At 66.5% G+C, this 25449-nt stretch carries 25 protein-coding genes and 1 pseudogene; 16 read left to right on the plus strand and 10 right to left on the minus strand.

Annotated features, from left to right (window positions below; genetic code table 11):
• Nucleotides 1–166 precede the first annotated feature (166 nt).
• Nucleotides 167–877, plus strand: coding sequence for a peptide-methionine (S)-S-oxide reductase MsrA (gene msrA / locus AC3B5T_RS07825; protein WP_010843980.1), 711 nt, complete (start codon nt 167–169; stop codon nt 875–877).
• A 51-nt stretch (nt 878–928) separates the two neighbouring features.
• Nucleotides 929–2005: a winged helix DNA-binding domain-containing protein gene (locus AC3B5T_RS07830; RefSeq protein ID WP_010843979.1), complete on the plus strand. Its 1077-nt coding sequence runs from the start codon at nt 929–931 to the stop codon at nt 2003–2005.
• A 55-nt stretch (nt 2006–2060) separates the two neighbouring features.
• On the opposite strand, the gene AC3B5T_RS07835 is transcribed toward AC3B5T_RS07830, so the two are convergent.
• A complete protein-coding gene (locus AC3B5T_RS07835; RefSeq protein WP_010843978.1) occupies nt 2061–2810 on the minus strand; it encodes a VOC family protein in 750 nt (249 codons plus the stop codon).
• 96 nt (nt 2811–2906) lie between these two features.
• On the opposite strand from AC3B5T_RS07835, the gene AC3B5T_RS07840 reads away from it, so the two are divergent.
• From AC3B5T_RS07840 to AC3B5T_RS07860, 5 genes are all read left to right on the plus strand, one after another.
• Complete coding sequence (locus tag AC3B5T_RS07840) at nt 2907–3770, plus strand: S49 family peptidase (RefSeq protein WP_010843977.1); 864 nt, start codon at nt 2907–2909, stop codon at nt 3768–3770.
• Between the two features lie 394 nt (nt 3771–4164).
• A complete protein-coding gene (locus AC3B5T_RS07845; protein WP_010843976.1) occupies nt 4165–4515 on the plus strand; it encodes a rhodanese-like domain-containing protein in 351 nt (116 codons plus the stop codon).
• A gap of 77 nt (nt 4516–4592) precedes the next feature.
• Entirely contained in the window at nt 4593–5555 is a 963-nt protein-coding gene (locus AC3B5T_RS07850; RefSeq protein ID WP_010843975.1) for a DUF4328 domain-containing protein, read from the plus strand.
• Nucleotides 5552–6361 carry a glycerophosphodiester phosphodiesterase family protein gene (locus tag AC3B5T_RS07855; protein ID WP_014924915.1) on the plus strand — a complete coding sequence of 270 codons (810 nt, stop codon included), beginning with the start codon at nt 5552–5554 and terminating at the stop codon, nt 6359–6361. Before AC3B5T_RS07850 ends, AC3B5T_RS07855 begins: the two co-directional genes overlap by 4 nt.
• Nucleotides 6362–6416: 55 nt before the next feature.
• The gene (locus AC3B5T_RS07860; RefSeq protein ID WP_010843973.1) at nt 6417–7340 is read left to right on the plus strand and encodes a DUF5926 family protein; all 924 of its coding nucleotides are present in this window, start codon (nt 6417–6419) and stop codon (nt 7338–7340) included.
• A 271-nt stretch (nt 7341–7611) separates the two neighbouring features.
• Here the strand turns inward: AC3B5T_RS07860 and AC3B5T_RS07865 are convergent, their stop codons facing one another.
• Together AC3B5T_RS07865 and AC3B5T_RS07870 are read right to left on the minus strand one after the other, a co-directional pair.
• On the minus strand, nt 7612–8148 hold the full coding sequence (locus AC3B5T_RS07865; RefSeq protein WP_010843972.1) for a ferritin: 537 nt from the start codon (nt 8146–8148) through the stop codon (nt 7612–7614).
• Nucleotides 8149–8243: 95 nt separating this feature from the next.
• Complete coding sequence (locus AC3B5T_RS07870; protein ID WP_231632827.1) at nt 8244–9467, minus strand: LCP family protein; 1224 nt, start codon at nt 9465–9467, stop codon at nt 8244–8246.
• A gap of 288 nt (nt 9468–9755) precedes the next feature.
• On the opposite strand from AC3B5T_RS07870, the gene AC3B5T_RS07875 reads away from it, so the two are divergent.
• Nucleotides 9756–11174: an APC family permease gene (locus AC3B5T_RS07875; protein ID WP_488358494.1), complete on the plus strand. Its 1419-nt coding sequence runs from the start codon at nt 9756–9758 to the stop codon at nt 11172–11174.
• On the opposite strand, the gene AC3B5T_RS07880 is transcribed toward AC3B5T_RS07875, so the two are convergent.
• The 4 genes from AC3B5T_RS07880 to AC3B5T_RS07895 all read right to left on the minus strand — a co-directional run bounded on the left by AC3B5T_RS07880 (nt 11167) and on the right by AC3B5T_RS07895 (nt 14977).
• Entirely contained in the window at nt 11167–11775 is a 609-nt protein-coding gene (locus AC3B5T_RS07880; protein WP_488358495.1) for a cold-shock protein, read from the minus strand. The genes AC3B5T_RS07875 and AC3B5T_RS07880 overlap by 8 nt on opposite strands.
• A 210-nt stretch (nt 11776–11985) precedes the next feature.
• Nucleotides 11986–13233, minus strand: a complete 1248-nt coding sequence (locus AC3B5T_RS07885) for an oxygenase MpaB family protein (RefSeq protein ID WP_488358496.1) — start codon at nt 13231–13233, stop codon at nt 11986–11988.
• A gap of 120 nt (nt 13234–13353) precedes the next feature.
• Nucleotides 13354–14151, minus strand: coding sequence for a CPBP family intramembrane glutamic endopeptidase (locus AC3B5T_RS07890; protein WP_488358497.1), 798 nt, complete (start codon nt 14149–14151; stop codon nt 13354–13356).
• A gap of 73 nt (nt 14152–14224) precedes the next feature.
• A complete protein-coding gene (locus tag AC3B5T_RS07895) occupies nt 14225–14977 on the minus strand; it encodes a DUF2470 domain-containing protein (protein WP_488358498.1) in 753 nt (250 codons plus the stop codon).
• A 154-nt stretch (nt 14978–15131) separates the two neighbouring features.
• On the opposite strand from AC3B5T_RS07895, the gene pheA reads away from it, so the two are divergent.
• The 6 genes from pheA to AC3B5T_RS07925 all read left to right on the plus strand — a co-directional run bounded on the left by pheA (nt 15132) and on the right by AC3B5T_RS07925 (nt 21596).
• Entirely contained in the window at nt 15132–16100 is a 969-nt protein-coding gene (gene pheA, locus AC3B5T_RS07900; protein WP_014924924.1) for a prephenate dehydratase, read from the plus strand.
• On the plus strand, nt 16100–16759 hold the full coding sequence (locus AC3B5T_RS07905; protein ID WP_488358499.1) for a histidine phosphatase family protein: 660 nt from the start codon (nt 16100–16102) through the stop codon (nt 16757–16759). Before pheA ends, AC3B5T_RS07905 begins: the two co-directional genes overlap by 1 nt.
• A 236-nt stretch (nt 16760–16995) precedes the next feature.
• Nucleotides 16996–17949 carry a LysR family transcriptional regulator gene (locus AC3B5T_RS07910; RefSeq protein ID WP_488358500.1) on the plus strand — a complete coding sequence of 318 codons (954 nt, stop codon included), beginning with the start codon at nt 16996–16998 and terminating at the stop codon, nt 17947–17949.
• A gap of 224 nt (nt 17950–18173) precedes the next feature.
• The gene (locus AC3B5T_RS07915) at nt 18174–19145 is read left to right on the plus strand and encodes a putative oxygenase MesX (protein ID WP_488358501.1); all 972 of its coding nucleotides are present in this window, start codon (nt 18174–18176) and stop codon (nt 19143–19145) included.
• 25 nt (nt 19146–19170) lie between these two features.
• Nucleotides 19171–20196 (plus strand): methionine synthase, encoded by a 1026-nt coding sequence (locus AC3B5T_RS07920; protein ID WP_010843961.1) that lies wholly within the window; start codon nt 19171–19173, stop codon nt 20194–20196.
• Nucleotides 20197–20342: 146 nt separating this feature from the next.
• The gene (locus AC3B5T_RS07925) at nt 20343–21596 is read left to right on the plus strand and encodes an IS256 family transposase (RefSeq protein WP_488357822.1); all 1254 of its coding nucleotides are present in this window, start codon (nt 20343–20345) and stop codon (nt 21594–21596) included.
• Nucleotides 21597–21858: 262 nt separating this feature from the next.
• Here AC3B5T_RS07925 and AC3B5T_RS07930 read toward each other — a convergent pair whose 3' ends face one another.
• A complete protein-coding gene (locus AC3B5T_RS07930; protein WP_055476465.1) occupies nt 21859–22449 on the minus strand; it encodes a hypothetical protein in 591 nt (196 codons plus the stop codon).
• A 230-nt stretch (nt 22450–22679) separates the two neighbouring features.
• Entirely contained in the window at nt 22680–23291 is a 612-nt protein-coding gene (locus tag AC3B5T_RS07935) for a hypothetical protein (protein ID WP_156354310.1), read from the minus strand.
• Nucleotides 23292–23705: 414 nt separating this feature from the next.
• On the opposite strand from AC3B5T_RS07935, the pseudogene AC3B5T_RS07940 reads away from it, so the two are divergent.
• Nucleotides 23706–24172 (plus strand): annotated as a pseudogene (locus tag AC3B5T_RS07940) (DUF5956 family protein).
• A gap of 331 nt (nt 24173–24503) precedes the next feature.
• Entirely contained in the window at nt 24504–24689 is a 186-nt protein-coding gene (locus AC3B5T_RS07945) for a hypothetical protein (RefSeq protein WP_231632761.1), read from the plus strand.
• Between the two features lie 235 nt (nt 24690–24924).
• Here AC3B5T_RS07945 and AC3B5T_RS07950 read toward each other — a convergent pair whose 3' ends face one another.
• Entirely contained in the window at nt 24925–25440 is a 516-nt protein-coding gene (locus AC3B5T_RS07950; protein WP_231632762.1) for a hypothetical protein, read from the minus strand.
• Nucleotides 25441–25449: the final 9 nt, after the last annotated feature.

Below are 25449 nucleotides of genomic sequence, written 5' to 3' on the forward strand. Positions count from 1 at the left end.
TTCGTTCCGTGATCGGCTGCACATCCTCCCGTCGAGAAACCGGGATGACGTGGACGTGATCGGTATCACAATGTCACGGATGTGATCGCCATCATAGGCAGACTCGGACGATCAGCTCAACTCGTCGTCTCGTTGATGCGGCCTCTCCCGCGCGTAGACTTGGCGCATGTCTTGGCTCGACCAGCTCTTCGCCGCCGGCTCACGCAAACAGGATCTCGTCGCCGCAGACGCCGCCCTGCCCGGCCGCAGCTCCGAGATCACGGTCCCCGGCGAGCACCTGATCCTCGGCACCCCGATGCGTGGCCGGCCCGAGTCCGACGGCACGTACGTGCACGGCATCGGGGGATTCGACGACGGTCTTGCCGCGATCGTGCTGGCCGGTGGCTGTTTCTGGGGCATCGAGGAGATCTTCTGGCAGGTCCCCGGCGTCCACACCACCGCGGTCGGCTACGCGGGCGGGTACACGCCCAACCCGACCTACGAGGAGACGTGCACCGCCCGGACCGGACACACCGAGTCCACGCTGGTGGTGTTCGATCCGGCCGTCACCGATCTCGAGGGCCTGCTGAAGATCTTCTGGGAGTCGCACGACCCGACGCAGGAGATGCGTCAGGGCAACGACATCGGAACGCAGTACCGGTCGGCGGTGTACGCCCTGACCGACGAGGACCTGGCCACCGTCCGGAAGACCGCCGCGACGTTCCAGACCGCACTCGATGCCGCCGGCGAGGGCGCGATCGCCACCGAGATCAAACCGCTCGCGGAGGCAGGCGACGGGCGGTTCTACTACGCCGAGGATCACCACCAGCAGTACCTCGCCAAGAATCCCCACGGGTACCGCTGCCACGCCGCGACCGGCGTCGTCTACCCGGGCTGACACCGCGGTGCCCGGCCGAGTCGTCCGACTCCATGCTCGACGAGACGTGCGGTGACCGAAGAGATCTCGTTGCGCCAGTGGAATCGCACCCTGCTGCAACGCCAGCACCTGCTCGACCGGGTCGCCGAGGACGCGATCGAGGTACTGGACCGCTGCGTCGGCCTGCAGTCACAGGACCCGCGTGCGGCGTTCTTCGGATTGTGGTCGCGCATCGAGGATTTCGATCCCCTAGAGCTGGACGAGCTGCTCACCGACCGTGAGGTCGTGCGGATGGCGTTGCTGCGGTCGACGATCTTCCTCATCGACGCCGAGGACGCACGCTGGATTCGGCCGCTCGCCGATCCGACGCTGCGACGCGAGCTGACCGACATCCACGCGCCGAAACTGGTGGATGCCGATCCGGCGGGAGTTCTCGCGTCCGCCGAGGAGCTCCTCGCCGGCCGGGAACTCACCGGCGCCGAACTCGGGAGAGAACTGGCCACCCGCCATCCCGCCGAGAACCCGTCGACACTCACCGCCATCGCCCGCTGCGGCCTGCCGCTGGTCCAGGTTCCCCCGCGCGGGCTGTGGCGGGGTCGGGGCGGACCGACCTACCGGATCTTCGCCGAGTGGGCCGGGCCCGGCGAGCCGGCCGTCGTCGACGACGATGCCCGGGCCGACCTGATCCGGCTGTATCTGCGCGGGTTCGGACCGGCGACCGTGAAGTCCATCCAGACCTGGTCCGGGCTCACCCGGCTGCGCCCCCTCGTCGAAAAGCTGGAAGCCGATTGGGAACTCGTCCGGCTCGCCGGGCCGAACGGTGAGGTGCTCTACGACCTCGACGGTCTGGCACTCGCCGACCCGGACACGCCGGCACCTGTCCGGCTCATCGCCCCGTTCGATCACGTGATCGGCGTTCAGGCCGACCGGGCCCGGGTCGCCGAGCCGGAGATGTTCCGGCGCACGGTGACCGCCAACGGCCGGTCGCCCGGTTTCCTCTTCGTCGACGGATTCCTCGCCGGCACATGGTCTCTCGACGCAGAAGAGATTCCGGTCGTGGAGTTCTTGCGTCCGGTGACCGCCGCTGAACGCGGCGAGGTCGACGTCGAGGTCGACCGGCTTCGCGAGTTCACGGCCGGCACCCGGTGACCGGGACGCCGGGTCACCTGCGGATGCCGACTGCGAACCGAAGCGGGTCCGCGACTCAGTCGCCGGTGCGCGGGTTCCGTGAGGTGATGCAGTAGGGGCGACCGACCGGATCCGCCATCGTCGTCCAGTGCGGATAGTGCTCGATCACGCGGGCGCCCCAGTCCTCGTGCCGGGCGACCTCGTCGGCGACGGAGTTGGTGGCGATGTCGAGGTGGGCGGTCGCCGGCCCGTCGTCCTGCGGCTCATCCTGCCTGCGCTGCAACAGGATTCCGAGGGTCACCGCCGGGTCGCGCCGCAGCGCGATCAGTTCGGGTCGATTCCGCGATCTGGTCGGCCAGCCGGTCAATCGGGTCCAGAACCCGACCTCGGCGTCGAACATGTCGGCGGGGATGTCGATGCACAGCTGGTCGATGATGCTGATCGCATCACCGGGCCATCGGATGGGGCGCGACCGCTTCGTCTCGCCTTCCCACGGGACGAGGCAGAACACGAACCCAGCGGGCGATCGAAGTGTGAGGTGGGTGCCGGCGTCGTTGACGAGCGTGGCGCCGAGTGCGAGGGCCTCCGCGGTGGCGGTGTGCGGGTCGTCGGTGTGGATGTCGAGATGGACTCCGCCCGGGCCGTCGTCGATCCGCTGGACCCGCAGGTGCGGGTCGCCGTAGAACGGTTCCAGCGACGCGAACTCTCGATGCTCACCCCGTGGCGGGGAGACGGTACTGCCCGAGATCGCGCGCCAGAAGGTCACCTCGCTGCCGAACACCCCGGCGGGGAAATCGAGGAATGCGCTGAGCCACCGCACCTGCACCCGGCAGATTGTACGGTGCGCCGGACGCCGCAGAGTGTCGCGGCGCGTGCGAACGGGTACGGACGCTCGACCGCCCGGATCGTTAGACTCGGGCAGATGACTGTCGGACCGCTGGGAGCGGTGGGGAAGAAATTCTCGAAAGCGCGGACCGAACAGGTCGCGGTCGTCCGTCTCGACGGCCCGATCGGGATCACCGGCATGGGCAAGCACGGCGTCAACACCGAATCGGTCGAGCCGGTCCTGAAGAAGGCCTTCGCCACCGAGCGTCTGCGGGCCGTCGTGGTCGTCGTCAATTCACCGGGCGGCTCGCCGGCGCAGTCGGAGTACATCGCCGAGCGCATCCGTCAGCTCTCCGCGGAGAAGGGCGTGCCGGTGCTCGCATTCTGCGAGGACGTCGCGGCCTCCGGCGGGTACTGGATCGCGTGTGCCGCCGACGAGATCTTCGCCGCGCACACCTCCCTCGTGGGATCGATCGGCGTCGTGTCGTCGGGTTTCGGTTTCTCGGCGGTGCTCGACCGGTTCGGTGTCCAGCGCAGGCTCTACACGACGGGTGAGAACAAGGCCCGGCTCGACACCTTCTCGCCCGAGCAGGCCGAGGACGTCGAATGGCTCAAGGGGCTCCAGGGGCAGTTGCACGAGGCGTTCATCGCGTGGGTGAGGCAGCGTCGCGGCAAGAAGCTGATCGCGTCCGACGAGGAACTCTTCAACGGCGACGTGTGGATCGGCAGCCGTGCCGCCGAACTCGGCGTCGTCGACGGCATCGGCGTGATGCGCTCGGTCGTGGCCGAGCGGTATCCCGATGCCGAGATCACCGTCGTGGAGACCCCCAAGCCGCTCCTGATGCGGTTGGTGGGAAGCCAGACGTCGGTCGCCGGATTCGCGGAGAGTGTGACGACCGGAGTTCTGGCGGCGTTCGATCGCGCACCGTCGCTGCGTATGTCGCTCCTGCACCGGGACTGAAACCTGCCGGCGAGGGTTTTCACACGGTTTTACTTGTGTATTGTCCCCAAGTTATCCACAGGGCTGTTCAGTGAAGTGGAACTTCAGGTCGTCTCGACCGCTGCACTGACGTGAATTTCCTACGCGCACATTCGATCAATCAAGTGACCGCTGTCACAAGTAGATAACCGTTGGCCTGCGTTTTTCCACAATTCCACAGTCTCATCCCCAACTAGACGGTCAGTCTGCGACCTGGGGACAAACGTCCAGAACGTGCATGTGGATAAGTTTATGTAGGTCAACATAGTGACCGTGCGACGCCGAACCGAGGGGTGGTGGCGGCGGCGCGCGGGCCGCCCTGGTGGACAGCTGGCGTCGCACCTGGCCGTCTCTGTGCCACCATGGAAAAGTGACCATGGGCGACATCACTCAGGTTCCGGTGACCGATCTTCCGGACGACTTCACCGGGCGGACCGACGCGGTCATGCTCGACGTCCGCGAGGACGACGAATGGGCGTCCGGCCATATCCGGGGCGCCGTGCACATCCCGCTGGCCGAGGTCCCGGGGCGCCTCGACGAGCTGGACCCCGATCACGACCTCTACGTGGTCTGTCATTCCAGCGGCCGGTCGATGCGCGTCCTGCAGTACCTCGCCCAGGTGGGTTACGACGGCATCTGCGTCCGCGGTGGCATGCTCGCCTGGCAGGAGCACGGCAAGCCCGTCGAGTTCGGCGATACGCGATCCGAGGGCGACGCCGGCCGATGATCGACCTGTGCCCGCGGTGTCGAATCCAGGCGCCGCATCGTCCCGGACGTGAACACTGTCCACGTTGTGGTGGACCGTTGAGCGTCGTCGACGATGCCGCTCGCGCGATGGCCGTCCGCCAGGGGTCGTCGGCGCGATCCTCGGCCCCCGGTGTCGCGATGCGCCCCTCCCCGATCCCGCCTCGTGCCGGCTCGGCCCCGACGCCCGCCGGGCGGCTCTACCGCAGCCGCAACGTGCGATGGGTGGCCCGCCGCCCACCCGAGGCCATACCCGCCCGCCGCGGCGCCTCGGGCCGCCGCGGTCCCCGACTGATCCCTCGCTACGTCTACATACCCACCTGGGGTCTGCACGACGAACCGGCCGAGACCGACACCGCGCACCGCAAGCTCGAGAGTTCCCGGGCCCGGCTGGGACTCGCGCTGGTGCTCACCGGTTCCGCGCTGACCGCGTCGGCGCTGGTCCATCTCGTCCGCTACATCCTGCTGGTGGTCAACCGCGACCGTCCGCTTCCCGAGTTCCTCATCGTGGCGTCGGACTGGCTCACCGTCTTCGTCGGGGTCGTGGCATTTCTCGGATTCGTGCTCGCCACGCTGGCTTTCATGCGGTGGGTCCTGGAACTGCGCGCCGACACCTATGCGTCGGCGGGTCTTGCGGACCCGCGCCGCCCCGGCTGGGTCGCGGCGCTGTCCGGACTGCCGTTGATCAACCTGATCGGCGCCCCACTGGTGTTGCAGGAAGTCGCCACGCACCGCGTCGGCCAGGATCCCTCGCTCGACGCCGATCTCGTGGGTCGACGACTGCGCAAGCTGTGGGTCGCCTGGGTGCTGGTCAACGTGGCGGCCGCGGCGGCGATCGTCGCCAGGCTCGTCGCGTGGCGTTCGGACTCGCTGCAGACCGGGGCGAACGCGCTGGCGATGGTGATCGTCAGCGCGGCGATCTCCGCGGCCTTCGCCTTCTGGATGGCACGCCGGGTGCGGACACTGTTCGAAGCCGCCGAGGCGGCCCCGGTCCCGACGAGACGGTGGGTGGCGGTCGGATGAACTCAGGGGTGAATGTGGGCGCGGCCGAGAAGGTCTCGCGCTCGGGCAAGCCGGCGGTGGTGGCGCACCGCGGAGCGTCGGGTGACTGCCCGGAGCACACCCTGGCCGCGTACGAACTCGCCCTTGCGCAGGGAGCGGACGGACTCGAATGCGACGTCCGGCTGACCGCCGATCACGAGCTCGTGTGCGTACACGACCGGACCGTCGACCGCACGTCGAACGGCACGGGCATCGTCAGCGAGATGACGCTCGCCGAGCTGCGCGAACTCGACTTCGGCAGCTGGCACGCGTCGGGCGGGCCGGCGTCGATCCTGACGCTGCGCGAGTTGCTGACCCTGACCCTGGACTGGCGTCGTCCCGTCCGGCTGTTCATCGAGACCAAGCATCCGGTGCGTTTCGGCAGTCTCGTCGAGCAGAAGCTCCTCGAGATGCTGCACGAGTTCGGGGTGGCGACCCCACCCTCGGCCGATCACAGCCGAGCCGTGGTCATCTCGTTCTCCTCCGCGGGGGTCTGGCGTATCCGACGCCACGCCCCCATGCTGCCGACGATCCTGCTCGGCGACACCGCCCGGGTTCTCGGCGGCGGTGCCGCGACCGCGGTCGGAGCGACGGGCATCGGGCCGTCGGTGATGACCCTGCGGCAGTACCCCGATCTCGTCGACCGCGCCGCCGCAGCCGGTCGGGTCACCTACTGCTGGACGGTCGACGAACAGGTCGACGTCCAGCTCTGCGCCGATCTGGGTGTGCGGTGGCTGGCCACCAATCATCCGGCGAAGGTGCGCGACTGGCTGGTCACGGTCGACTGAGCTGCGGCGTGCACGACCGTGTCGGGCGCCGCGGGCCGCGTGAGAGAGTGGACCGATGGGCAAGAAGAGCAAACGGGGCAGTGGACCACGTCCGGGAAGCAATCGTGCGGAGCGCGTAGCGGCACGTAAGGCGCGGCAGGCGGCAGCTCTGGCGCCGCCGCCCCGGCCGTTCGCCGGGTTCGCGTCCGAGTGCGACTTCGTCGCGCTGCGGACCTTCGTCGCCTCGGCGACCGCGCGACTGGAACTCGTCGAACCGGCCGGTTCGCGCAACGACGTCTCGATCGTGACGATCCTGCCCGGGGCGGTGCCCGCCCTCGCGCGCGACGTCGACGGCGCCACAGAAGGTTTCGTCGGTCTGCAGACCGACCCGGATCGAACGGCGCTGACGGTCGAACTGGCCGCCGCCATCGCGTGGGCGGCGCACGCCGACGCGGGCAGCGAGTTCGATCTGGAGTCCGCCGACGAGGCCCCGACCCTCGACGAGGTCGTGAAACCCGATGCCACCCTGGACATCACGGTCCACCAGGATTTCGGCTGGTGGTTCGTGGAGGGCACCGATGTCCCCGCCGAGATCACCGCGATGTTCGAGCGCGCCAACGAGTCGGTGCTGCCGACCGCGCGGCTCGTGGTCGACAGCGGCGCGGGTGCACCCTGGTGGGTCGACGCCGGCGAGCGGGCCCACCTGCGCTGGATTCGGCCCGAGCCGGAGGACGACCTGATGTCGGCGATGGCACGGCTGCACGCCGCCGGACGGCTGACGGTCGGCGAGGGGTCGCGGTTCGCCGGGTCGTTCCGCACCCACGGACTGCTCGTACCGGTCTTCGACCTCGACAACGAGATGCACCACGAGGAGTGGTACGCCGGTCTGAACCAGTTCGACCAGTGGCTCGGCGAGGCACTCGCCGACACCTCACCGCTGACGATCGAGCAGCGCAGCTCGCGCGACGGCATCCGCGGTCGTCAGGTCACCTTGCGCTGACACCCCTCCGCTCCCTGAGCTACGAGGAGTGTCGACGTCGTCCCCTCTGCTCCCTGAGGTGCGAGGAGGGTTGACGTTGCCCCCTCTGTCCTCTGAGGTGTGAGGAGTGTCGACGTTGCCCCCTCTGCTCCCTGAGGTGTGAGGAGCGAAAGCGACGAGCCTCGAAGGGCTGGTGAGTTCTGGTCACCAGCCCTTCGAGGCTCGCTGCGCTCGCACCTCAGGGAGCAGGACGGTCGCTGCGCTCGCACCTCTGCGCGAAAGTTCTTCTGCGTCAGATGTTCCCGCCGGCCGCGAGGGGTGCGGTTGCGTCGGATGTCTTCTCGCCGTTGAACTCTCGCTCGACGAAGTTCTCGAGGTCGAAGAGGTTCCCGTTGCAGCGTTCGGCGATGGTCTGCAGGGTCGTCATGGTCGCGACCTCCTCGACCTGCTCCTTGAGGAACCACTGCACGAACTGCTCCCCCAGGTAGTCGCCGGTGTCGCGGGCCGACTTGGCGAGGTCGACGACCTGTTGCGTGACCGTCTTCTCCTGTGCGAGAGCGAGATCGATGGGTGCGCGGTAGTCGTCGAAGCGGTTGTTCGGTGCCGGGATGCCGGGGATCTCGATCTCCATGTCCCGGTCGAGGAAGTACTGCACGATCATCATCGCGTGATTGCGCTCCTCGACTGCCTGACGGTAGAAGAGCTTCGCGAGCTGCGGCATGTCGTGGTTGTCGAAGTAGGTGGCGACCGCGATGTACTGCTGGGAGGCGTAGAACTCGTTGCTGATCTGGTCGTGCAGCAGTTGGTGGAATTTGGTGTGTTCGGTCATGCGGCCCATCGTAGAGCCGAAAAATGGCTCTCACCAGCAAGTTCAGGCTAAGTAAGGCTAGTCTCGCCTGCGTTTGGGGACCCTTTCCACGACGGTCAGCCGGCGTCGACGAGGAGCTCGTCGGGGATGGGTTGACCTGCGCGGAGGAGGCCGAAGAACTCCTCGGTCTGCTCGTTGACCGGTAGCGCCAGCCCCTCGTCGGTGAAGGTGCTCTCGCCGGCGGGTGTCGTGGTCGTGATGGGGTCGCGAAGTGCGAACATGAGCGACGCGAGGTTCCAGATGTGATCTCGCTCATCGACCGTCAGTGCGTCGATGGCGCCGCCGACGAAACCGAAGAGCCGGAACGGATTGAGCAGCACCGTCGGACTGGTGGCGCGAGAGACCAGTGCCGCGAGGAATTTTCGCTGGTTGACCACACGCTCGAGGTCGGCTCGCGGGAAGGCGCGCGTTCGGACCAGACCCAGCGCCTGGCGCCCGTCGAGCCGATGGCAGCCCTTCGCAAGGCGCAGGCCCGCTTTCGGATCGTTCAGCGGCTGGTCGATACACATGTCGACGCCGCCGACCGAGTCGACGAGGGTGTCGAATCCGCCGAAACCGATTTCGGCGTAGTGGTCGATGTGGATTCCGGTGAGGTTCTCGACGGTCTGCACGAGCAGTGCCGGACCGCCGATGCCGAACGAGGCATTGAGCTTCAGGCTGCCGTGACCCGGAACCTCCACGTACAGGTCGCGCGGAATGCTCACCACGATCGCCTTGCCGCCGCCCGGGGGGTTGTGGACGAGCATGATCGTGTCGGTGCGGGAACCGGCGGCATCACCCGTGGCCAGCGCCCGGCGCTGTTCTTCGGTGAGATCGGCTCGGGAGTCGGTGCCGACGATGAGCCAGTTGGTGCCGGGTGTGTCCGACGGGCGTCCCGCGTAGGCGCGCAGCGCGTCGATGCGGTCGAGTCTCGAGTCGTAGTAGAACAGCAGTCCGACGGAACCGAGGACGACGACGAGCAGCAGGATCAGCAGGATCCTGCCGACGCGGACCGCGCGGCGGCCGGTGCGTCGGGGACGAGGCGGAGTGACCGGTCGTGGCGGCGCGGGTGGCCGGCCTGCGGACCGGTCACGGACGCGACGGTCCGCGTGCGGCGGACGGGGGCCGCGGGACCGATGGTCCGGAATCGGTTCGGGCTTCTGGGTGGGGGCATACCCGGCGGGACCGGGCCGCGCCGACGGGGACGGCCGGTCGGCAGGGGAGGGATGCGGTGGTCGGCCGCTGGGACCGGGGCCCGGAGCACGGCGCGGGTCGGGGCCGTGCGCGGGGATTCGCGGCATGGCCTGCGGATGAGCGGACGGAACACCGGCGCCGGGAGGTGGGCGGTGGCCTTGGCCGGGAGGCGGCCCCGGGCGCGGGGGCGGGCCCGCTGGCCGCCCGGACGGCATCGGCGGTCCGGGGCGACCTCGCCGGAGGATCGGCGGGTCCTGCTCGTTCATCCCATCAAATGTACGCATGGGCCGCCGTATCCGATGTCGGTCGGTTGGTGTGCCGATGTGGGCGTCGACTCCCCGGAGAGATCTGCCGCGGAGGTCTTGTTCCGGCCCGAACGGGGTACAGGACCGGCCATGACCGAGAAACACGTCGCCGAGGCCGGCGGCACCTCCGATGACACCGGGAGCGGCGATACCGGAACCGACGGTGGCCACACCCCGCTGCGTCGCGCCATCACCGGCAAGTTGTTGTTCCTGTTCATCCTGGGCGACGTCCTCGGCGCGGGGATATATGCGCTGGTGGGCGAGGTCGCCGGGGAGGTCGGCGGAGCGATCTGGGTTCCGCTCGCGCTGGCCCTCGCGCTGGCGATGCTGACCGCGGCGTCGTATGCAGAGCTCGTCACCAAGTACCCGCGGGCCGGTGGCGCCGCGGTCTTCGCGCGACACGCCTACCGCCATCCGCTGGTCTCCTTCCTCGTCGGATTCTGCATGCTGGCCGCCGGTGTGACGAGCGCGGCCGGACTCGCGCTCGCTTTCGCCGGCGACTACCTGCAGGTCTTTCTCGATGTGCCCACCACGGTCGCGGCGCTGGTGTTTCTCGTCGCGGTCGCGGCACTGAACGCCCGCGGGATCACCGAGTCCCTGCGAGCCAACGTGGTGATGACCGTCGTGGAGGTCTCCGGACTCGTCCTCGTCGTCGTGCTGGCCGGCATCGTGCTGGGTCGTGGTGACGGCGAGCCGCGGCGGGTGCTGGAATTCACCGACGAGACCACACCGGCGCTCGCCGTACTCGGCGCCGCGTTGCTCGCCTACTACTCGTTCGTCGGTTTCGAGACCTCGGCGAACATGGCCGAGGAGGTCCGCGACGTGCGCCGGGTGTACCCGAAGGCGCTGTTCGGCGCGCTCCTCGCCGCCGGCGTGGTGTACGTGCTCGTCGGTCTGGCGGTGTCGGTGGTCGCACCACCCGAGCGGCTCGTGGAGTCGTCGGGTCCGTTGCTGGAGGTCGTCTCCATCGCTGATGTCGGGATACCTGACCGGGTGTTCTCCCTGATAACGCTGATCGCTGTCGCGAACGGCGCGTTGCTCACGATGATCATGGCGTCGCGCCTGACCTTCGGCATGGCTCGTGACGGATTGCTCCCCGGCGCGCTCGCGAAGGTCTTGCCCCGTCGTCGCACGCCCTGGACGGCGATCGTGGCCACCACCGCCGTCGCTATGGTCCTCGCGGCGACGGGCACGGTCGCGGCACTCGCCGAAACCGTGGTGCTCCTGCTGCTGTTCGTGTTCGTCAGCACCAACGTCGCGGTTCTGGTACTGCGCCGCGACCGGACGGACACCGACCACTTCCGGGCGCCGACGATCCTGCCGGTACTCGCGGTGATCTCCTGCGTCGTTCTCGTGACGCAGCAGAGCGCATCGACCTGGTTGCGTGCAGGCATCCTGATCGTCGTCGGGCTCGGGCTCTACCTCCTCGCGCGGGTCACCGGGTCGGGTGGACGACCGGACGTCGACGATGATCGTGTCGACGACGACGCCGCCGAGCGACTCACGTGACGCGAATGTTGTTCGCGCGGTAGGCGTAACCCTCCTGACCGGGGTGCTCGTACTGAAACTCGACGCTCTGTCCCGGCGACAGGTTCCGGAAGCCGGTGCCGGTGATCTCGCTGTAGAACGCCCATGCCCCGCCCGGGGTGGCGTCCGAGTCGAGAACGCCCCAGCCCTCCTCGTCGTTCCAGAAACGCACGGTTCCAGAGGTGTTCGGCATGAGGGAGGTTGGAGGTGGCGGCGCCGGTGTCCCGGTGAGCGCCGTCTCTTCGATGGTCGTGAGACCGTCCGGGCCGGCGACACCCACGCTGTGCCACAGCGCTGTTCGGAACGCGCCGCTGCGAGTGCGGTCCGGCTGGGCGACATCGGACGGCCAGACCGACAGCGCCACATATCGACATCCGCGTTCCGGCGGAACAGCTATCGCATGGTCGAAGTCGACGACGGTCCCCGGACGCAAGCCGGGCAGGGACAGCTGGTCGAGATTCTGAACGGCCCGAACACGAACGACGAAAGTGGTTACATGAATGGCGCCGGACAGCGCCGGTGACGTGATGACACCCCAGCCCTCGTCGCGGTGCCATTCTCGGATCGTCCCGGTCATCGACATCGGTTCACCGTAGGCGCCGGGCCGGTGCCGCGACAGTCGATTTCCGTTGCGGGAGCGTCTTTCGACCGAGCAGCTCCGAATCGTGCTGCCATGATCGGTCCCCGCACGCTGCAAAACGCCTGCCCGCGAACCCGATTGGGCTCCCGGTCGATGTCGCGTGCGACAACGATGGGGACGAACCGATTTCGACGACCGGACCGGACCGGGCCGTCAGCGCTCCGCGAGCGAACCGATGTCGGGAGTGTCGGGGCCGAAGTGGCGGAAGAGGGCTCGGCGTCGGGCGCGGGCACCGGTCCATTCCAGATAGCGCGGGTCGGCCGGCGTTCGCGCGATGACCTGGTAGGTGAGGGTGTTGCGTATCCACGCGAGACCGAAGGCCCAGGGCAGGGCGGGCCGCAATCCGAGGTCGCGCATGCCGCGGACACCGAGGAAACCCTGCAGCATGCTGACCAGGCGGGCCCGGGTGTAGCGCGCGGCCAGCCGGGGGAACAGCCGGTAGTGCAGGCGATCCTGTGCGTCGACGATCGCCGTGGTGAGCGCCGCGCCGGCGTCGGTCACGTCGTGCTGTGCCAGCAGGACCGCGTAGCTCAGCTGGTGCTGCTCACGTTCGGAGTCGAAGAGCCAGTCGTCGTCGACCCCGATCAGCCAGCCGACGTACTTCCAGAGATGCATCAGCGCGCGGGAGTCGTCGCGGCTCACCGGGACGCCGAGGGCGCGGACCCCCATCATCAGTGCGCCGCTGAAGAGGTTCAGCGTTGCGGCGAGATCGGACTGGTTGATCGGCAGACCCCACTGGTCGATGTCCCAGCGGCCGTTGTGCTCGTACCTCTCGTTCACGAGCGCGTGCATGAGGCGCACGTGGACGGTGAGCCGCCAGCCCGCGCCGTCGCGTGCCATGCCGCCCGGTTCGCCGACCGCGATGGCCCAGGTCTGTGTCTCGCCGAGCCGTCGGATGACGGTGTTCCCGGTGAGTCCGCCGGTTGCGACCAGCAGATCGGCGGGCCCGCCGAAGCGGTAGCCGCCGATCAGCGAGAGCTGCAAGAGGACGTCGTTGGCGTTCTGGCCGAACCGTCGGTAGACCGCGGCGCCGCGGTCGCAGAGATCGGGATCGACCCAGTCCGGGGTGTCTTCGACGAGGGCGAAGAAGTCGCGGAGGGCGGCCGGGGCGTCGGACGGCATGTCGCCGGCGAGCGCCTGCTGGAACTGGCGCGTCGACACCCGGCCGTCGGCATCCCTCGGGAGACGCATGGCCCGGACCAGCGCCGCAGCGGGTTCGTCCCGTGCGCGCAGCCGGCGCCCGAGCCGAGCGAGCTCGTCGTCGGTGGGTTCGCGGAGATGGTTGTAGACCTTCAGGAGTTTGCCGATGCGTCGGCCGCGGGACTCGGCGGCTCGATGGCGTCGCGGAAACGGGAGGTCGGCCGGCGCGGCGGTCGAGACGGGCGGCACATCGACGGTCATGAGACGAATCTATAGAATCATCTCACCGTGTTCAACATCGGTCGGGTAGATGCGCACAGTCGACGGACACCAGCGCACAGTCGACGAAAAAAGGCGCACGGTCGACGGGGTTCGGGGTCGTCATCCAACCCAGGACAGATGATCGCGCAGCAGCCCGTATCCGACGAAGGCCACCACGTCGATGACCGCATGGGCGATGACGAGCGGCCAGACGCGACCGCTGACCTGGTAGAAGCGGCCGTAGACAACTCCCATGACCAGGTTGCCGACGCCGGCACCGAAGCCTTGATACAGGTGATACCCGCCGCGGACGAGCGCGCTGGCCACGAGCGACGCGCCGTCGGACGCGCCGAGCTGACGCAACCGGGTGATGAAGTAGGCGACCACGACGATCTCCTCGGCGGCGGCGTTGCCGATGGCGATCAGCACGAGAACCGGCCACTCCCACCAGGTGTCGGCCTGGCTGGGCACGAGGCTCGCGTTGAGGCCGAGGGCGCGGGCCACGGCGACGAGGGCCAGCCCGGGAAGGCCGATGACGGCGGCGAGAACCAGCCCGGCGGGGACGTCGCGGCGTGGAGTCCACCGGCCCAGTCCGACTCGCGAGAGTCCGATCCCACTGCGCCACAACAGATACACGCCCAGGGCGGCGATGGCGAACAGACGGAGCCCGCTCATGATCTGCCGGACGGCGTCGATGGGTCCGAGGTCGGAGCGACTGGGATTGAGGGCGACCGTCGTCTCGCCGATCCCACCGGCGAGCTGGGCCTCGAGCAGTGCCAGCGCCGCGGAGAGTGCCGAGAACGCGAACGTCAGGACGCCGACGATGACCAGCTCGACGATGATGCCGCGTCGTTCGATCCGGTCGGTGACCACCGGGATGCCGTGCGGGGACGGCTTCAGGTACTCGCGCAGGGCCATGCCGGTCAGCCTAAAACCCCGCGGTGGGCGGCGACATCGGCAGACGGCGCGCGTTGTCGCCGCGAGACGAGAGTCAGTCGGGCATCGAGTTCAGGAAGGGGCAACCCGCGAGGTTGCGCAGGGCGCGCGAGAGTTCGAACACGTCGGAGACCGGGCGGGCGAAGGGGAGCCGGACGTCGGAGTCGCCGTCGAGTCCCTCGATGCGGAACCGGATGCCGAATCGATCGAGCCCGAGTGGCCGCACCCGTCCGGTGCGCAGGTCGGCGGGGAGTTTGCGGACCAGCTGGCCGACGATGTCGGCGTGGTCGGAGTCGAGGTGCTCGAGCCAGCTGCCCTCGTGCTCCCAGAACGGGTCGGGGTCGGCGTCGGCGAGTTCGGTGGCAGGCACCGAGGCCGCGCCGTCCGACGAGGCGATCACCGCGGTGTCGACCTGCAGTCGCAACATCGATGCGCCGTGCCCGATGTCGAGCAGCCCGTCGTCGGGGTGTTCGGCGGCGATCTCGATCGCCAGGTCACGTTCCAGGTCGCGCGGCACCTCGTGCAGGGTGCCGTTCAGCCAGATCACCGACCGCACGCGTTCGCGCAGGTCGATGGGCGCCCAGTCGGTCACCTCGAGCATCGCGGGCACGCCCTCGGCCTCGTCGACTGCCCGCATGGCATCACCGGTGGTCGGGACGAGGACGAACGCCTGGGACTCGAAGAGGTGGACGACCTCGATCGGGGTGGCGTCGGCACCCTCGATGGCCAGGATGGCGGAACCGACCCGACGACAGGCCGTCTGGATCATCTCGGCATCCGTCGGGCGGTCGGTCGTCGTTCTCGTCATGACTGTCTCTCCGGTCGGCGTCGCGGGGGCGGCGGGCTTGAAAGGTAACCCTAACCTAAATTCCCAGAGCGCACGCGTCAATGGTTTCGGTGCGGATGCGTCGATGTCGGTCGAGCGCGAACGGTCCCGCCGGACCGGCTTCCACTAGGCTCGTGTGGTGCCTGTGATCGCCTACTTCGGCCCGCCCGGAACCTTCACCGAGATGGCACTCGACGCGGTCCTCGCCGCGCATCAGTCCAGTGCCGGCCTCGACCTGTCGGGCGGGATCGACCGGGTGGCCGCGTCGAGTCCCGCCGCCACGATTGCGATGGTCCGCAGCGGTGAGGCCGACTACGGCTGTGTGCCGATCGAGAGCTCGATGGAGGGTTCGGTGCCCGCGACGATGGATGCGCTGGTGCCCTCGACCTCCGATGACGCCGATGGGCGCGTGCAGGCGTTCGCGGAGACCGTGCTCGACATCTCCTTCACGATCGCCGCGGTCTCGCCGTTGCCCGCGGCTGAGGTCCGTACCATCGCCGCCTACCCGGTTGCGTCCGCGCAGGTGCGTCGTCGGGTGGGTGAGCTGTTCCCGAATGCGCAGTTCGTCATCTCGAGTTCGAATGCCGCTGCCGCGCAGGATGTTGCGGCCGGGAAGGCGGACGCCGCGGTCACCACCGGGCTCGCGGCGCGACTGTCCGGGCTCGTCGTGCTGGCCGACGGTGTCGCCGATGCGCGGGAGGCGACCACCCGATTCCTCTTCCTGGGGCGTCCGGGGATCCCGTTGCCCCGCACCGGCACCGACCGGACCTCGGTCATACTCGACCTGTCGAACGAACCGGGCAGCCTGATGGCGGCGATGAACGAATTCGCCTCGCGCGGAATCGACCTCACACGTATCGAGTCGCGCCCGCAGCGCGACGAGGCCCAGGGCCGCAGCATCGCCGGACGGTACCGGTTCTTCCTCGACGCCGTCGGGCACATCGACGACGCGGCTGTCGCCGAAGCGCTTGCCGCCCTCCAGCGCCGGTGCGAGCGCGTGGTGTTCCTCGGGTCGTGGCCCGCGGTGCGCACCACCGGCTCGGCACCACCCGATCACACGGAGTCGCTCGCCTGGGTCGAATCGATGCGACGAGGGGGCAAGTGATGGCACGCCTGCATCTGGTCCGACACGGCGAGACCACGTCGAACGTCATGCGCCGACTGGACACCGCCCTGCCTGGTGCCGCACTCACCGATTTCGGTGCGCGCCAAGGTGTTCGATTCGGCCTGGAGAACACTCCGGAACACCACGCGGTGCTGCTCAGCTCGCGCGCACTCCGTGCACGTCAGACCGCCGAGCTGATCGGATCGGTGTGGGATGTGGAGACCGCGGCCGTCGACGGAGTGCACGAGGTGCAGGCCGGTGACCTCGAGGACCGCACCGACCGCGAGTCGTACGAGGTCTTCCAGGACATCATGCATCGCTGGCACGACGGCGACCTCGACGCACGCATCCCGGGCGGCGAGTCGCTCGCGATGGTCTACGACCGGTACCTGCCGACGGTCGAGGACCTCGCCGACATGTACCTCTCCGGACCGGACCAGCGCGATGTGTTCCTGGTGAGTCACGGTGCGGCCATTCGCCTGGTCGCCGCACGTCTGGCCGGCATCGACTCCCGGTTCGCCGCCGCGACCCACCTGGGCAACACCGGTTCCATCGAACTGGAGTACTCCGACGGGGTGTGGGTGTGCCGGCGATGGGGTGCCGCGACGGCTCCGTTCGAGATCGTCGACGAGCCGCTCGTCGACGAACCGATGGGCTGAGGGCACGCCTCAAATGCCCAGTTAGCGAAGCGTTGCCGTTCTCGGTGGAGCTCTACCCGGCCCGTGACGATGACGGCGAGCGACGACGGTGGCTCGCGGTGCGGGTGTTCGAACGACCCGCCTCGCAGGTGGGGGCCAGCACGGTCGTGGTGGGAATCGCACCGTCGGATTGAGGACTGCCTCGAATCTCGCGTGCCCGGCACTGGTGACGGCGGTGGCTTCGTTAGTCTTCTGGGATGGCACGGCAGGCTGAGGGCGCGCTACGTGGAATCACCCTGCAGCAATTGCGCTACTTCGTGGAGGTGGCAGCGGAGGGCTCGATCAGTGCCGCTGCGGACACGCTCTACGTGGCTCAGCCGACCATGTCCGCGGCGCTCAAGGACCTCGAAAGTCGGCTTGGACGTTCATTGTTCGTCCGTTCGAACCGGGGAGTCACCCTCACCGACGACGGGGCGGAGTTTCTCGGCTACGCGCGCCAGGTCGTCGAGCAAGCGGAGCTGCTGGAACAGCGCTATCTCGGGCGCGGTCCCTCGCGCCGGCTCCTTGCCGTATCCACTCAGCATTATTCGTTCGTCGTTGACGCCTTTGCTCGCATGGTGAAAGCCTCTGACGCCGCCGAGTACGCGTTCAGTCTTCGGGAGACCCGGACGTGGGACATCATTGAAGATGTCCGCACTCTGCGGAGTGAGGTCGGCGTGCTCTATCGCAACAGTTTCAACGCGAACGTGATCAATAAGCTGCTCCGCGAAGCGGGTCTGACCTTTACGCCGCTGTTCTTCACGACACCGCACATCTTCATCGCCCGCACGAACCCCCTAGCCGGGAAAGAGAGTGTCACGCTGGAGGATCTCGAAGACCTGCCGCGGCTCACGTTCGACCAGGGCGTGAACAACTCGTTCTATCTCGCCGAAGAGATCCTCTCCACGCGTTCATCGAAGCAAGACATCCGCGTGAGCGACCGAGCGACCATCTTCAACCTGATGATCGGTCTCGGCGGTTACACCATCTCGACCGGCATCATCTCCGACGATCTGGATCCGTCGATTGTCGCTGTCCCACTCGACGTGGACGAACGCATCGAGATCGGTTGGATCAGGCATGGGTCGGTCTCATTGACCGCCCAGGCGGAGCGGTTCGTGGCGGAGATGCGCGACGTGGTCTCGAGCTTCGGAGTCGATCTACTGACATAGCTGATTCCTATATCCAGCTATCGCACAGCCTAATTAGGCTATGGGCACGCCTCTATATAGACTGCTGTCAACGCCGCTTCGGTCCGCCGACTCTGGTTGTCGGCCTTGCCGACTGGCGCTCGGCCGTCGGGACCGACATCGAAGTGCCGCGAAACTCGGACAGTGAATCGTGCGGTCGCGCCCGTCGTCGAGCGCGGCGAAAGTGGATGGGGAATCTGATCAACATGACGGACGAATGTGTCTTCAGCATCGGTACGACGCGCTTCGACGAGGATTACACCCCGTCGAGCCGCTCTCGCGGGACGACGAACTTCGCGAATCTCGCACGCGGCGACGACCGTCAGCAGAACCTGCGCAATGCGGTGACGATGATGAACACCCGGGTCAACGAGCTGCTCCACTGGGACAATCCGCGCGGCGACCGTTACGAACTCGAACTCGACATCGTCTCGGTGGACCTGCATCTGACATCGGCCGGGGACGACGCCGCGTTTCCGGTGATCGAGGTGCTCGACGTGGACGTCGTCGATACCGCCACGGGCACCCGCACCGAGGGCGTCGTCGGAAACAACCTCTCTTCCTACATTCGCGACTACGATTTCAGCGTTAGGCTCCCTGAGCACCAGACGACAGGTGTTCCCAGCGACTTCGGCGATCTGCACGGACAGGTCTTTCAGCGTTTCCTCGAATCGGACGAGTACCGCAAACGGTTCCCCCAGCCGCCGGTCATCTGCATCAGCGTCTCGACGTCGCGAACCTACACCCGGCTCACGAACCACCACCCGATTCTCGGGGTGGAGTATGTGGCGGACGCGCTGTCGCTCACCGATGAGTACTTCGGCAAGATGGGGCTCACGGTCCGCTACTTCATGCCTCCGGGTTCCGTTGCCCCGCTCGCCTTCTACCACCGCGGCGATCTGCTCAACGACTATTCGTTCATAGCGCTCGCGGGAACGGTCGCGACGATGGAGACGTTCCAGAAGATCTACCGTCCGGAGATCTACAACGCGAACGCGGCGGCGGGAGAGGTGTACCGGCCGAGTCTCGACTACAGCAACTACTCGCTTCCGCAGGTGACCTACGACCGTGTCGAGCGCACTCAGCTCGCGTCCATCCAGGGAAAGCTCACCGAGGTGAGTCTCATGAAACCGTACGGCGATGTCCTACAGCGCTGGGCGACAGAGCAATCGGCCTGATCACGCGAGAAATGAGGTACCCGAGATGAACACGCTCCTGCCTGCCACGATCGTCGGCAGCCTGCCCAAGCCCTCGTGGCTCTCCGAGCCAGAGAAGCTCTGGTCCCCGTGGAAGTTGGCCGACGACGAACTGCGGCAAGGGAAGCTCGACGCCCAGACGCTCGCGGCACACGATCAGAGTCGCGCCGGGCTCGACATCATCAGCGATGGTGAACAGACGCGCCAGCACTTCGTGACGACGTTCATCGAGCACCTCAGTGGCGTCGATTTCGACCGTCGCGAAACCGTGCGCATCCGCGACCGCTACGACGCGAGCGTCCCGACGGTTGTCGGTGCGGTAACTCGCGAGAAGTCCGTCTTCGCAGGTGACGCGAAGCGGCTTCGCGCCGAGACCGATCAGCCGATCAAGTGGGCTCTGCCCGGTCCGATGACGATGGTCGACACTCTCTTCGACGACCACTACCGGAGTCGCGAGCAGCTCGCGTGGGAGTTCGCGACCATCCTGAACCAGGAAGCGAAGGACCTGCAGGCGGCCGGCGTCGACATCATCCAGATCGACGAGCCCGCGTTCAACGTGTTCTTCGACGAACTGAAGGACTGGGGTGTCGCAGCGCTCGAGCGTGCGACCGAAGGGCTGAGCTGCACGACCGCCGTTCACGTCTGTTATGGCTACGGCATCAAGGCCAACACCGACTGGAAGGCGACGCTGGGGGCTGAGTGGCGCCAATACGAGGAGTCGTTCCCGCTGTTGCAGCAGTCATCGATCGACATTGTGTCGCTGGAGAGTCACAACTCGCGGGTTCCTGTCGAGGTGATCGAACTGCTTCGCGGAAAGACGGTCATGCTGGGCGCCATTGACGTGGCCAGCGACGCCATCGAGACGCCGGAGGACGTCGCAGCGACGTTGCGCAGCGCACTCCCGTTCGTCGACAAGAACAAGCTTTACGCGAGCGGGAACTGCGGTATGGCGCCGCTCGCTCGTGGCGTCGCACGGCAGAAGATGGTCGCGCTCGCCCAGGGCGCTGCCCTGCTTCGCAAAGAGCTCTCCTAAACTTCAAGCGGCACGGTAGCGCCCCATAGAGTGGTGTAACTCGGTGGCCGAGTTCGTTATCGACGTCGTGTCGTTAACGGATGCAGAGCGGCCACCGCGTGATCCTTCGAGTCAACCTTCCACAGAATCCTCGAGGAGTCATCGCGATGACCGCACCCCACATTGTCGACCCTGCAGGCCTTCTTGGCCAAGCCCTGGCCGAGGCATCACCAGATCTGATGCGTGAGCTGCTGCAAACCATGATCAACGCGCTGCTGTCGGCCGATGCCGACGCGGTCTGCGGAGCCGAATGGAACCAACGCACACCAGAGCGCACCAACCACCGCAACGGCTACCGCCACCGGCCACTGGATACCCGCGTCGGGACCGTCGATATCGCGGTACCCAAACTACGTTCGGGCAGCTACTTCCCCGAATGGCTCCTCGAACGCCGCAAGCGGGCCGAGTCAGCACTGATCACCGTCGTGGCCGACTGCTACCTCGCTGGAGTCTCGACCCGCCGGATGGACAAGCTGGTCAAAACTCTCGGCATCGACTCGCTGTCGAAGTCACAGGTCTCACGCATGGCCACCGACCTCGACGAGCAGGTCACAGCGTTCCGCCATCGTCGCCTCGACGAGGTCGGGCCGTTCACCTTCGTCACCGCAGATGCCCTGACGATCAAAGTCCGCGAGAACAAGCAGGTCGTCAAAGCCGTTGTCCTGCTGGCCACCGGCGTCAACGGCGATGGCCACCGTGAAGTGTTGGGCATGCAAGTAGCGACCAGCGAAACCAAAGCCTCCTGGAACACCTTCTTCGCCGATCTGGTCGCCCGCGGGCTGGGCGGGGTGCGTCTGGTGACCTCTGATGCCCACGCCGGACTGGTCGAGGCGATCGCGGCGAACCTGCCCGGCGCCGTGTGGCAACGGTGCCGTACCCACTACGCGGCCAACCTCATGGCGGTGTGCCCCAAGTCCATGTGGCCGGCGGTCAAAGCGATGCTGCACAGCGTTTATGACCAGCCCACCGCCACCGCCGTGCACGAGCAGTTCGACCGACTCCTGGAATACACCGAAGGCAGACTCCCCAAGGTTGCTGACCATCTCGGTGACGCTCGAGAGGACCTGTTGGCCTTCACAGGCTTCCCCGATGACGTGTGGCGACAGATCTGGTCCAACAACCCCACCGAACGACTCAACCGCGAAATCCGCCGCCGCACTGACGTTGTGGGTATCTTCCCCAACCGTGACGCCATCATCCGACTCATCGGCGCGGTCCTGGCCGAGCAGACCGACGAGTGGGCCGAAGGCCGCCGATACCTCGGCCTCGAGGTCCTCAACCGATGCCGACTGACCCTGACCACCGACACCACCACAACAACGGAGGCCACTACCGACCCGCTGATCGAACTGCCTGCCTGAAAGCCCGACGAAGGATCAGAAACGAGTTACACCACTACTTGGGACTTGACCAGCGGCACACGCCATGGCCGTTGAGCATTCCGCCCAGGAACGAGTCGGGCGTGACACCATCAGTGCCTTGCTGGTATCACCGCATATTCGTTCACTGCGTGTTCCTAGGCAGAGCGTCGTCGAGAGATCGAGGTCGATGAGGACACTGGCAAGATCGGGTGCGCTGAGCGGCCGAACACCGCCCTGCGTGATGGTCCTTCCGTCGGCGACATCAGATCACATCGGCGCTGTTAGCTGCCTCGACAAACTTGGTCCAGTAAGGAACGTCGACTCTTCTAGGGGAGAGGTGCCGAATTCCGTACCCGGCCATCTCGTTCTCGAGGTACTCGAGGAGATCGGCCCCGTAGAAGATGACGTCGGTCTGCCAGACAGAGAACACCGGCGACCCAGACGGTGAGGGAGCTGCAGGTGTCATGCGATGGCCGAAGACCGGTATGAGCCGTGGCCACTTTGCCAACTCACGCCGCGTGACCGCCTCGACGTCACTTTCTGCTGCCGGCCGGTGGCCCCATGAGGCGCCCCAGAATGGCGGGTCCTGGCGAAGTGCGTCGAAGACCATTCCGCGGGCCGGCCAGTCGAGCATCTGACGCAGATACGTCTCATCGCCATTGCGCCAGTCGGGCCAACGGTCTCCGACGGGCAAAGCGGTCGCAAGCAGACTGTGATGGTCGGGGTTGAACCTGAACCCATGCTGCTCTGTGACTGCATCGAACTCGGCGTCGGTGAGCCCAGGGGCGAGTTCGACTCCCGCAGTTCGAAGGATGACCGCCGCTTTCTCACCAACGTCGCTGATCTCGTCCACGTGACCGAGTGTCCCAGGTCGCCGGTGCGCGCTACAGACGACGTGAGACGAGCCTAGAGAGTCTCATCTGATGCATCATTGACACCAACCCGCAGGTTATCGAGTTGTAACCGAAGTAGCTGCACCAGGCCATCGAGCCTGAGCCCCACGTCTTCGCTGATGGCAAGCCTTGAACCCGCTGTGGCGCAGCTGTATTCGAGGTTTGTTCTGGGCGTCGTGTTCGGGCCAGATCACCTCAGCCGCGGCTTGTCGGTACGGAACCCTTTTGACGAGGGATGTCGCAAACGGCGGGTGCCTATGGCGATCGTGGCGGTTGCAACCCCGACTAAGAAGCCGACCACGGGAAACGTTAGGTACGTCGGACTGAGATCCCATAGTGGCGGCGCGCCGTGCACCAGCGGGTGGCCGTCGAGGTTGTTGTAGTCAATCGAGGTCGGTCCATCGGTGTTGATAAACCCGATCCTGGGCTGCTCCCGATGAGCAAACACTGCACCGGCCAAACCTGTGAGCGCACCGACGACGCCGCACCCCAGCACCGCTGCGGCGGCCTGAAGGCGGGCACTGAGACCTCGTACACAACGCGCGACCAGAATCCCGACGATGAGTCCGGTAGCGAAGCCAATAGCGGGTAAGAGGGCGAAAGCCGGCCACCATGTCGGCCCGGTCACCCACTCCAGTGAGTTGACCACGAGCATGTACCCAGTTTTGCCTGCTGGCAGCTGCGGCGGGGCGGTATCGAAGAGCAGTCGCGGAACGGTGTAGCGCCATCCAACGGCCGCTAGAACGCCCAGCGCGAAGCCAAGCGTTGCGAACGGAAGCGAGAACCGCAATGCGGTCGGCACTGACGATCCACCTGCGTCTTGATTCACTAACGGAACGTAGCGCGTCTGGGGTGGGTTGTTCCGGCGGGCGTCACACCCAGGGCTCCGCTGAGAGCGTCGTAGGCCGACGGAGTGCTCCGCTGGCGGAGGTGCCCGCCCGACACCGCTACAGTTTCCCTGCTAACGCAGCTGATGGGCAACAATAGGCCGCGACTGGCGGCCTATGCCGTCGGGGGGTAGAGCTTGTATTTCGGTGATCTCGGGTCCGAGGGAAGGACAGCAGCGGGGCGGCGCCGCGCCTTATGTCAAGGTTGCTGGTAACCCTGCATATTTGGTCGCTGCATATAACGGTTGCAGCGACCGGTGAGTCGTTGCAAGTCCTACCCGTCCGGCGACTACGCGTTGGAACGCGACAGATACGGCAAAATCCAGGTCATGAGCCAGACATGGAGCGAGTACCAAACGGTCCCGGCCGGATGTGGGGAGCCACCAGCCGGCATCGAACCGGGCAAGTACGTGATCGCGATCGAGAACGGCCACGGGGCATTGACGGCATGGGCTGCGGGACCGTCGCGATGTTTTCGGTCCGAGTTCCCAGTAGATGCACGCCCGCCAGTAAAGACGGTGTATACCGGTCGTTCGACGGGCGAAGAGACCGTGCGCTGGGACCCATTCAGCGAGGACGACGCCAACGCGATTGTGCAGCGATCAATGCCTACATCGGAGACGCTGGCGTGCCACCAATGCCGCAGGGTTTCCTCTGGCACATCCTGGTCCCGGACTCCATTAAGGACGGCAGCGCGCTGGACCGCTCGCTGGTAGGCAAGAATATGCAGCTACGGCCAGCCGACGTGCTGGCCACTATCAGAGACGTCTACGGCCAGCTGCTTTCGGATCGCTGACCCCAGGCCTGGCATGGTGCCGGTGGTCACTGCTTTGATGTCTCATCAGATGCATTGGATCCAATATGCAGGATTCTACTTGACATAAGGTAGATTATCGGCGAAACGCATTGCGCTACTGTATATTTCGTCACCAGTGACGTCATGCAACCCAAACTCGCAGTTCGAGGAGGCCGATCATGGCAACGCGGACCACGGTGCGCACCGAGTTCTTGGCCGACGTTTACACCTGCGCACTTGAAGCGGCATCGGCTACTGGTCAACCTGCACCGACTATCGCTGGAGCAGTGATCCGCGAGCGACCGTCGAGAAAATCTCCGGCAATCCGCATGTGATCACCCTCGACACGATCGCCCGGGGCGTGAACTCCATCGTCAGTGGCGCAGCGATGATCCCGGATGGACAGCGTCGTAGGATCGCCGCCGCTGACCGCACCCACGATGCCGAGACCATCGACGCGACAGATACAGACGCCATCGTTCAAGCAGCACTCTTCGGCTCCCTCGTCTACGGATAAAGACCGGCCCAGCCTGCGGACGCGCTCCGGACCGTGAAGAAAGGACGCCGCATTGAATCAAGCGGTCGCGGTAGCGGTACCGGTCGAGGCGTAGCTCGGCAAGACGATTACCGATCTCACTCTTTGACCACCCCGACTCGCCTGACCCGACGACCGGGGCGCCACTGGACAGTGAGTCGAGCTGGAGGTGCTGTAGGAGAGGGCATATCCGGGCGACAGCCGATCCGCGGCTCGGCTACTGCTTCGGCGAGAGGTCAACGCCAGTGAGGCAGCCGCTACCGGCCTCGATGGTGAAGATGAAGTGGGTGTTGTCGCGGGTCGTGCCGTACTCGTTGACTTCCTTTGGCGAGTGGCCGGAGGCCAGTCGTTCGAGGGTGATGTCGGGGTACTGTGCTTTGAGTCCGTCGAGGGTGATGCACGTGTCGGGCGTGAACTTCAGGTAGGTGCGTTCCCACTGCTGGTCGTCGGTGTAGAAGATCGTCGAGGCAACGTTTTTCAGGTGTGTGCCTAGAGTGATCGGCTCGGTTTCCCAACGTCGGGGCAGGATCTGCTCGGCCGGGGTATCCAGGAGTGTCGACGTCGATTCCTGGGTCAGGGGCATATGGGCGCTGGCGGTGTCGATGAACTGCCACACCGTGGGATCAGCAGGCATGCCGGGTGTGCTGGCGTTGCTCACTGTGTCTCCTCCTCCACACGCGCTGGTCGCCACCATCACTGCCGCCGCGAGCGTGGCCGCGGCCGTGGTCATCATCGTCGATCG

It is taken from the genome of Gordonia sp. G4 (genome assembly GCF_057770005.1).

Bases quoted from the DNA above. Each gene is read 5' to 3' on its own strand.
- AC3B5T_RS07905 (WP_488358499.1), top strand. From the start codon at position 16,100: ATGGCACGCCTGCATCTGGTCCGACACGGCGAGACCACGTCGAACGTC.
- AC3B5T_RS07855 (WP_014924915.1), top strand. From the start codon at position 5,552: ATGAACTCAGGGGTGAATGTGGGCGCGGCCGAGAAGGTCTCGCGCTCG.
- AC3B5T_RS07890 (WP_488358497.1), bottom strand. From the start codon at position 14,151: ATGGCCCTGCGCGAGTACCTGAAGCCGTCCCCGCACGGCATCCCGGTG.
- AC3B5T_RS07845 (WP_010843976.1), top strand. From the start codon at position 4,165: ATGGGCGACATCACTCAGGTTCCGGTGACCGATCTTCCGGACGACTTC.
- AC3B5T_RS07925 (WP_488357822.1), top strand. From the start codon at position 20,343: ATGACCGCACCCCACATTGTCGACCCTGCAGGCCTTCTTGGCCAAGCC.
- AC3B5T_RS07870 (WP_231632827.1), bottom strand. From the start codon at position 9,467: ATGCCGCGAATCCCCGCGCACGGCCCCGACCCGCGCCGTGCTCCGGGC.
- AC3B5T_RS07895 (WP_488358498.1), bottom strand. From the start codon at position 14,977: ATGACGAGAACGACGACCGACCGCCCGACGGATGCCGAGATGATCCAG.
- AC3B5T_RS07910 (WP_488358500.1), top strand. From the start codon at position 16,996: ATGGCACGGCAGGCTGAGGGCGCGCTACGTGGAATCACCCTGCAGCAA.
- AC3B5T_RS07950 (WP_231632762.1), bottom strand. From the start codon at position 25,440: ATGATGACCACGGCCGCGGCCACGCTCGCGGCGGCAGTGATGGTGGCG.
- AC3B5T_RS07860 (WP_010843973.1), top strand. From the start codon at position 6,417: ATGGGCAAGAAGAGCAAACGGGGCAGTGGACCACGTCCGGGAAGCAAT.
- AC3B5T_RS07840 (WP_010843977.1), top strand. From the start codon at position 2,907: ATGACTGTCGGACCGCTGGGAGCGGTGGGGAAGAAATTCTCGAAAGCG.
- AC3B5T_RS07885 (WP_488358496.1), bottom strand. From the start codon at position 13,233: ATGACCGTCGATGTGCCGCCCGTCTCGACCGCCGCGCCGGCCGACCTC.
- AC3B5T_RS07865 (WP_010843972.1), bottom strand. From the start codon at position 8,148: ATGACCGAACACACCAAATTCCACCAACTGCTGCACGACCAGATCAGC.
- AC3B5T_RS07880 (WP_488358495.1), bottom strand. From the start codon at position 11,775: ATGTCGATGACCGGGACGATCCGAGAATGGCACCGCGACGAGGGCTGG.
- AC3B5T_RS07915 (WP_488358501.1), top strand. From the start codon at position 18,174: ATGACGGACGAATGTGTCTTCAGCATCGGTACGACGCGCTTCGACGAG.
- AC3B5T_RS07920 (WP_010843961.1), top strand. From the start codon at position 19,171: ATGAACACGCTCCTGCCTGCCACGATCGTCGGCAGCCTGCCCAAGCCC.
- msrA (WP_010843980.1), top strand. From the start codon at position 167: ATGTCTTGGCTCGACCAGCTCTTCGCCGCCGGCTCACGCAAACAGGAT.
- AC3B5T_RS07875 (WP_488358494.1), top strand. From the start codon at position 9,756: ATGACCGAGAAACACGTCGCCGAGGCCGGCGGCACCTCCGATGACACC.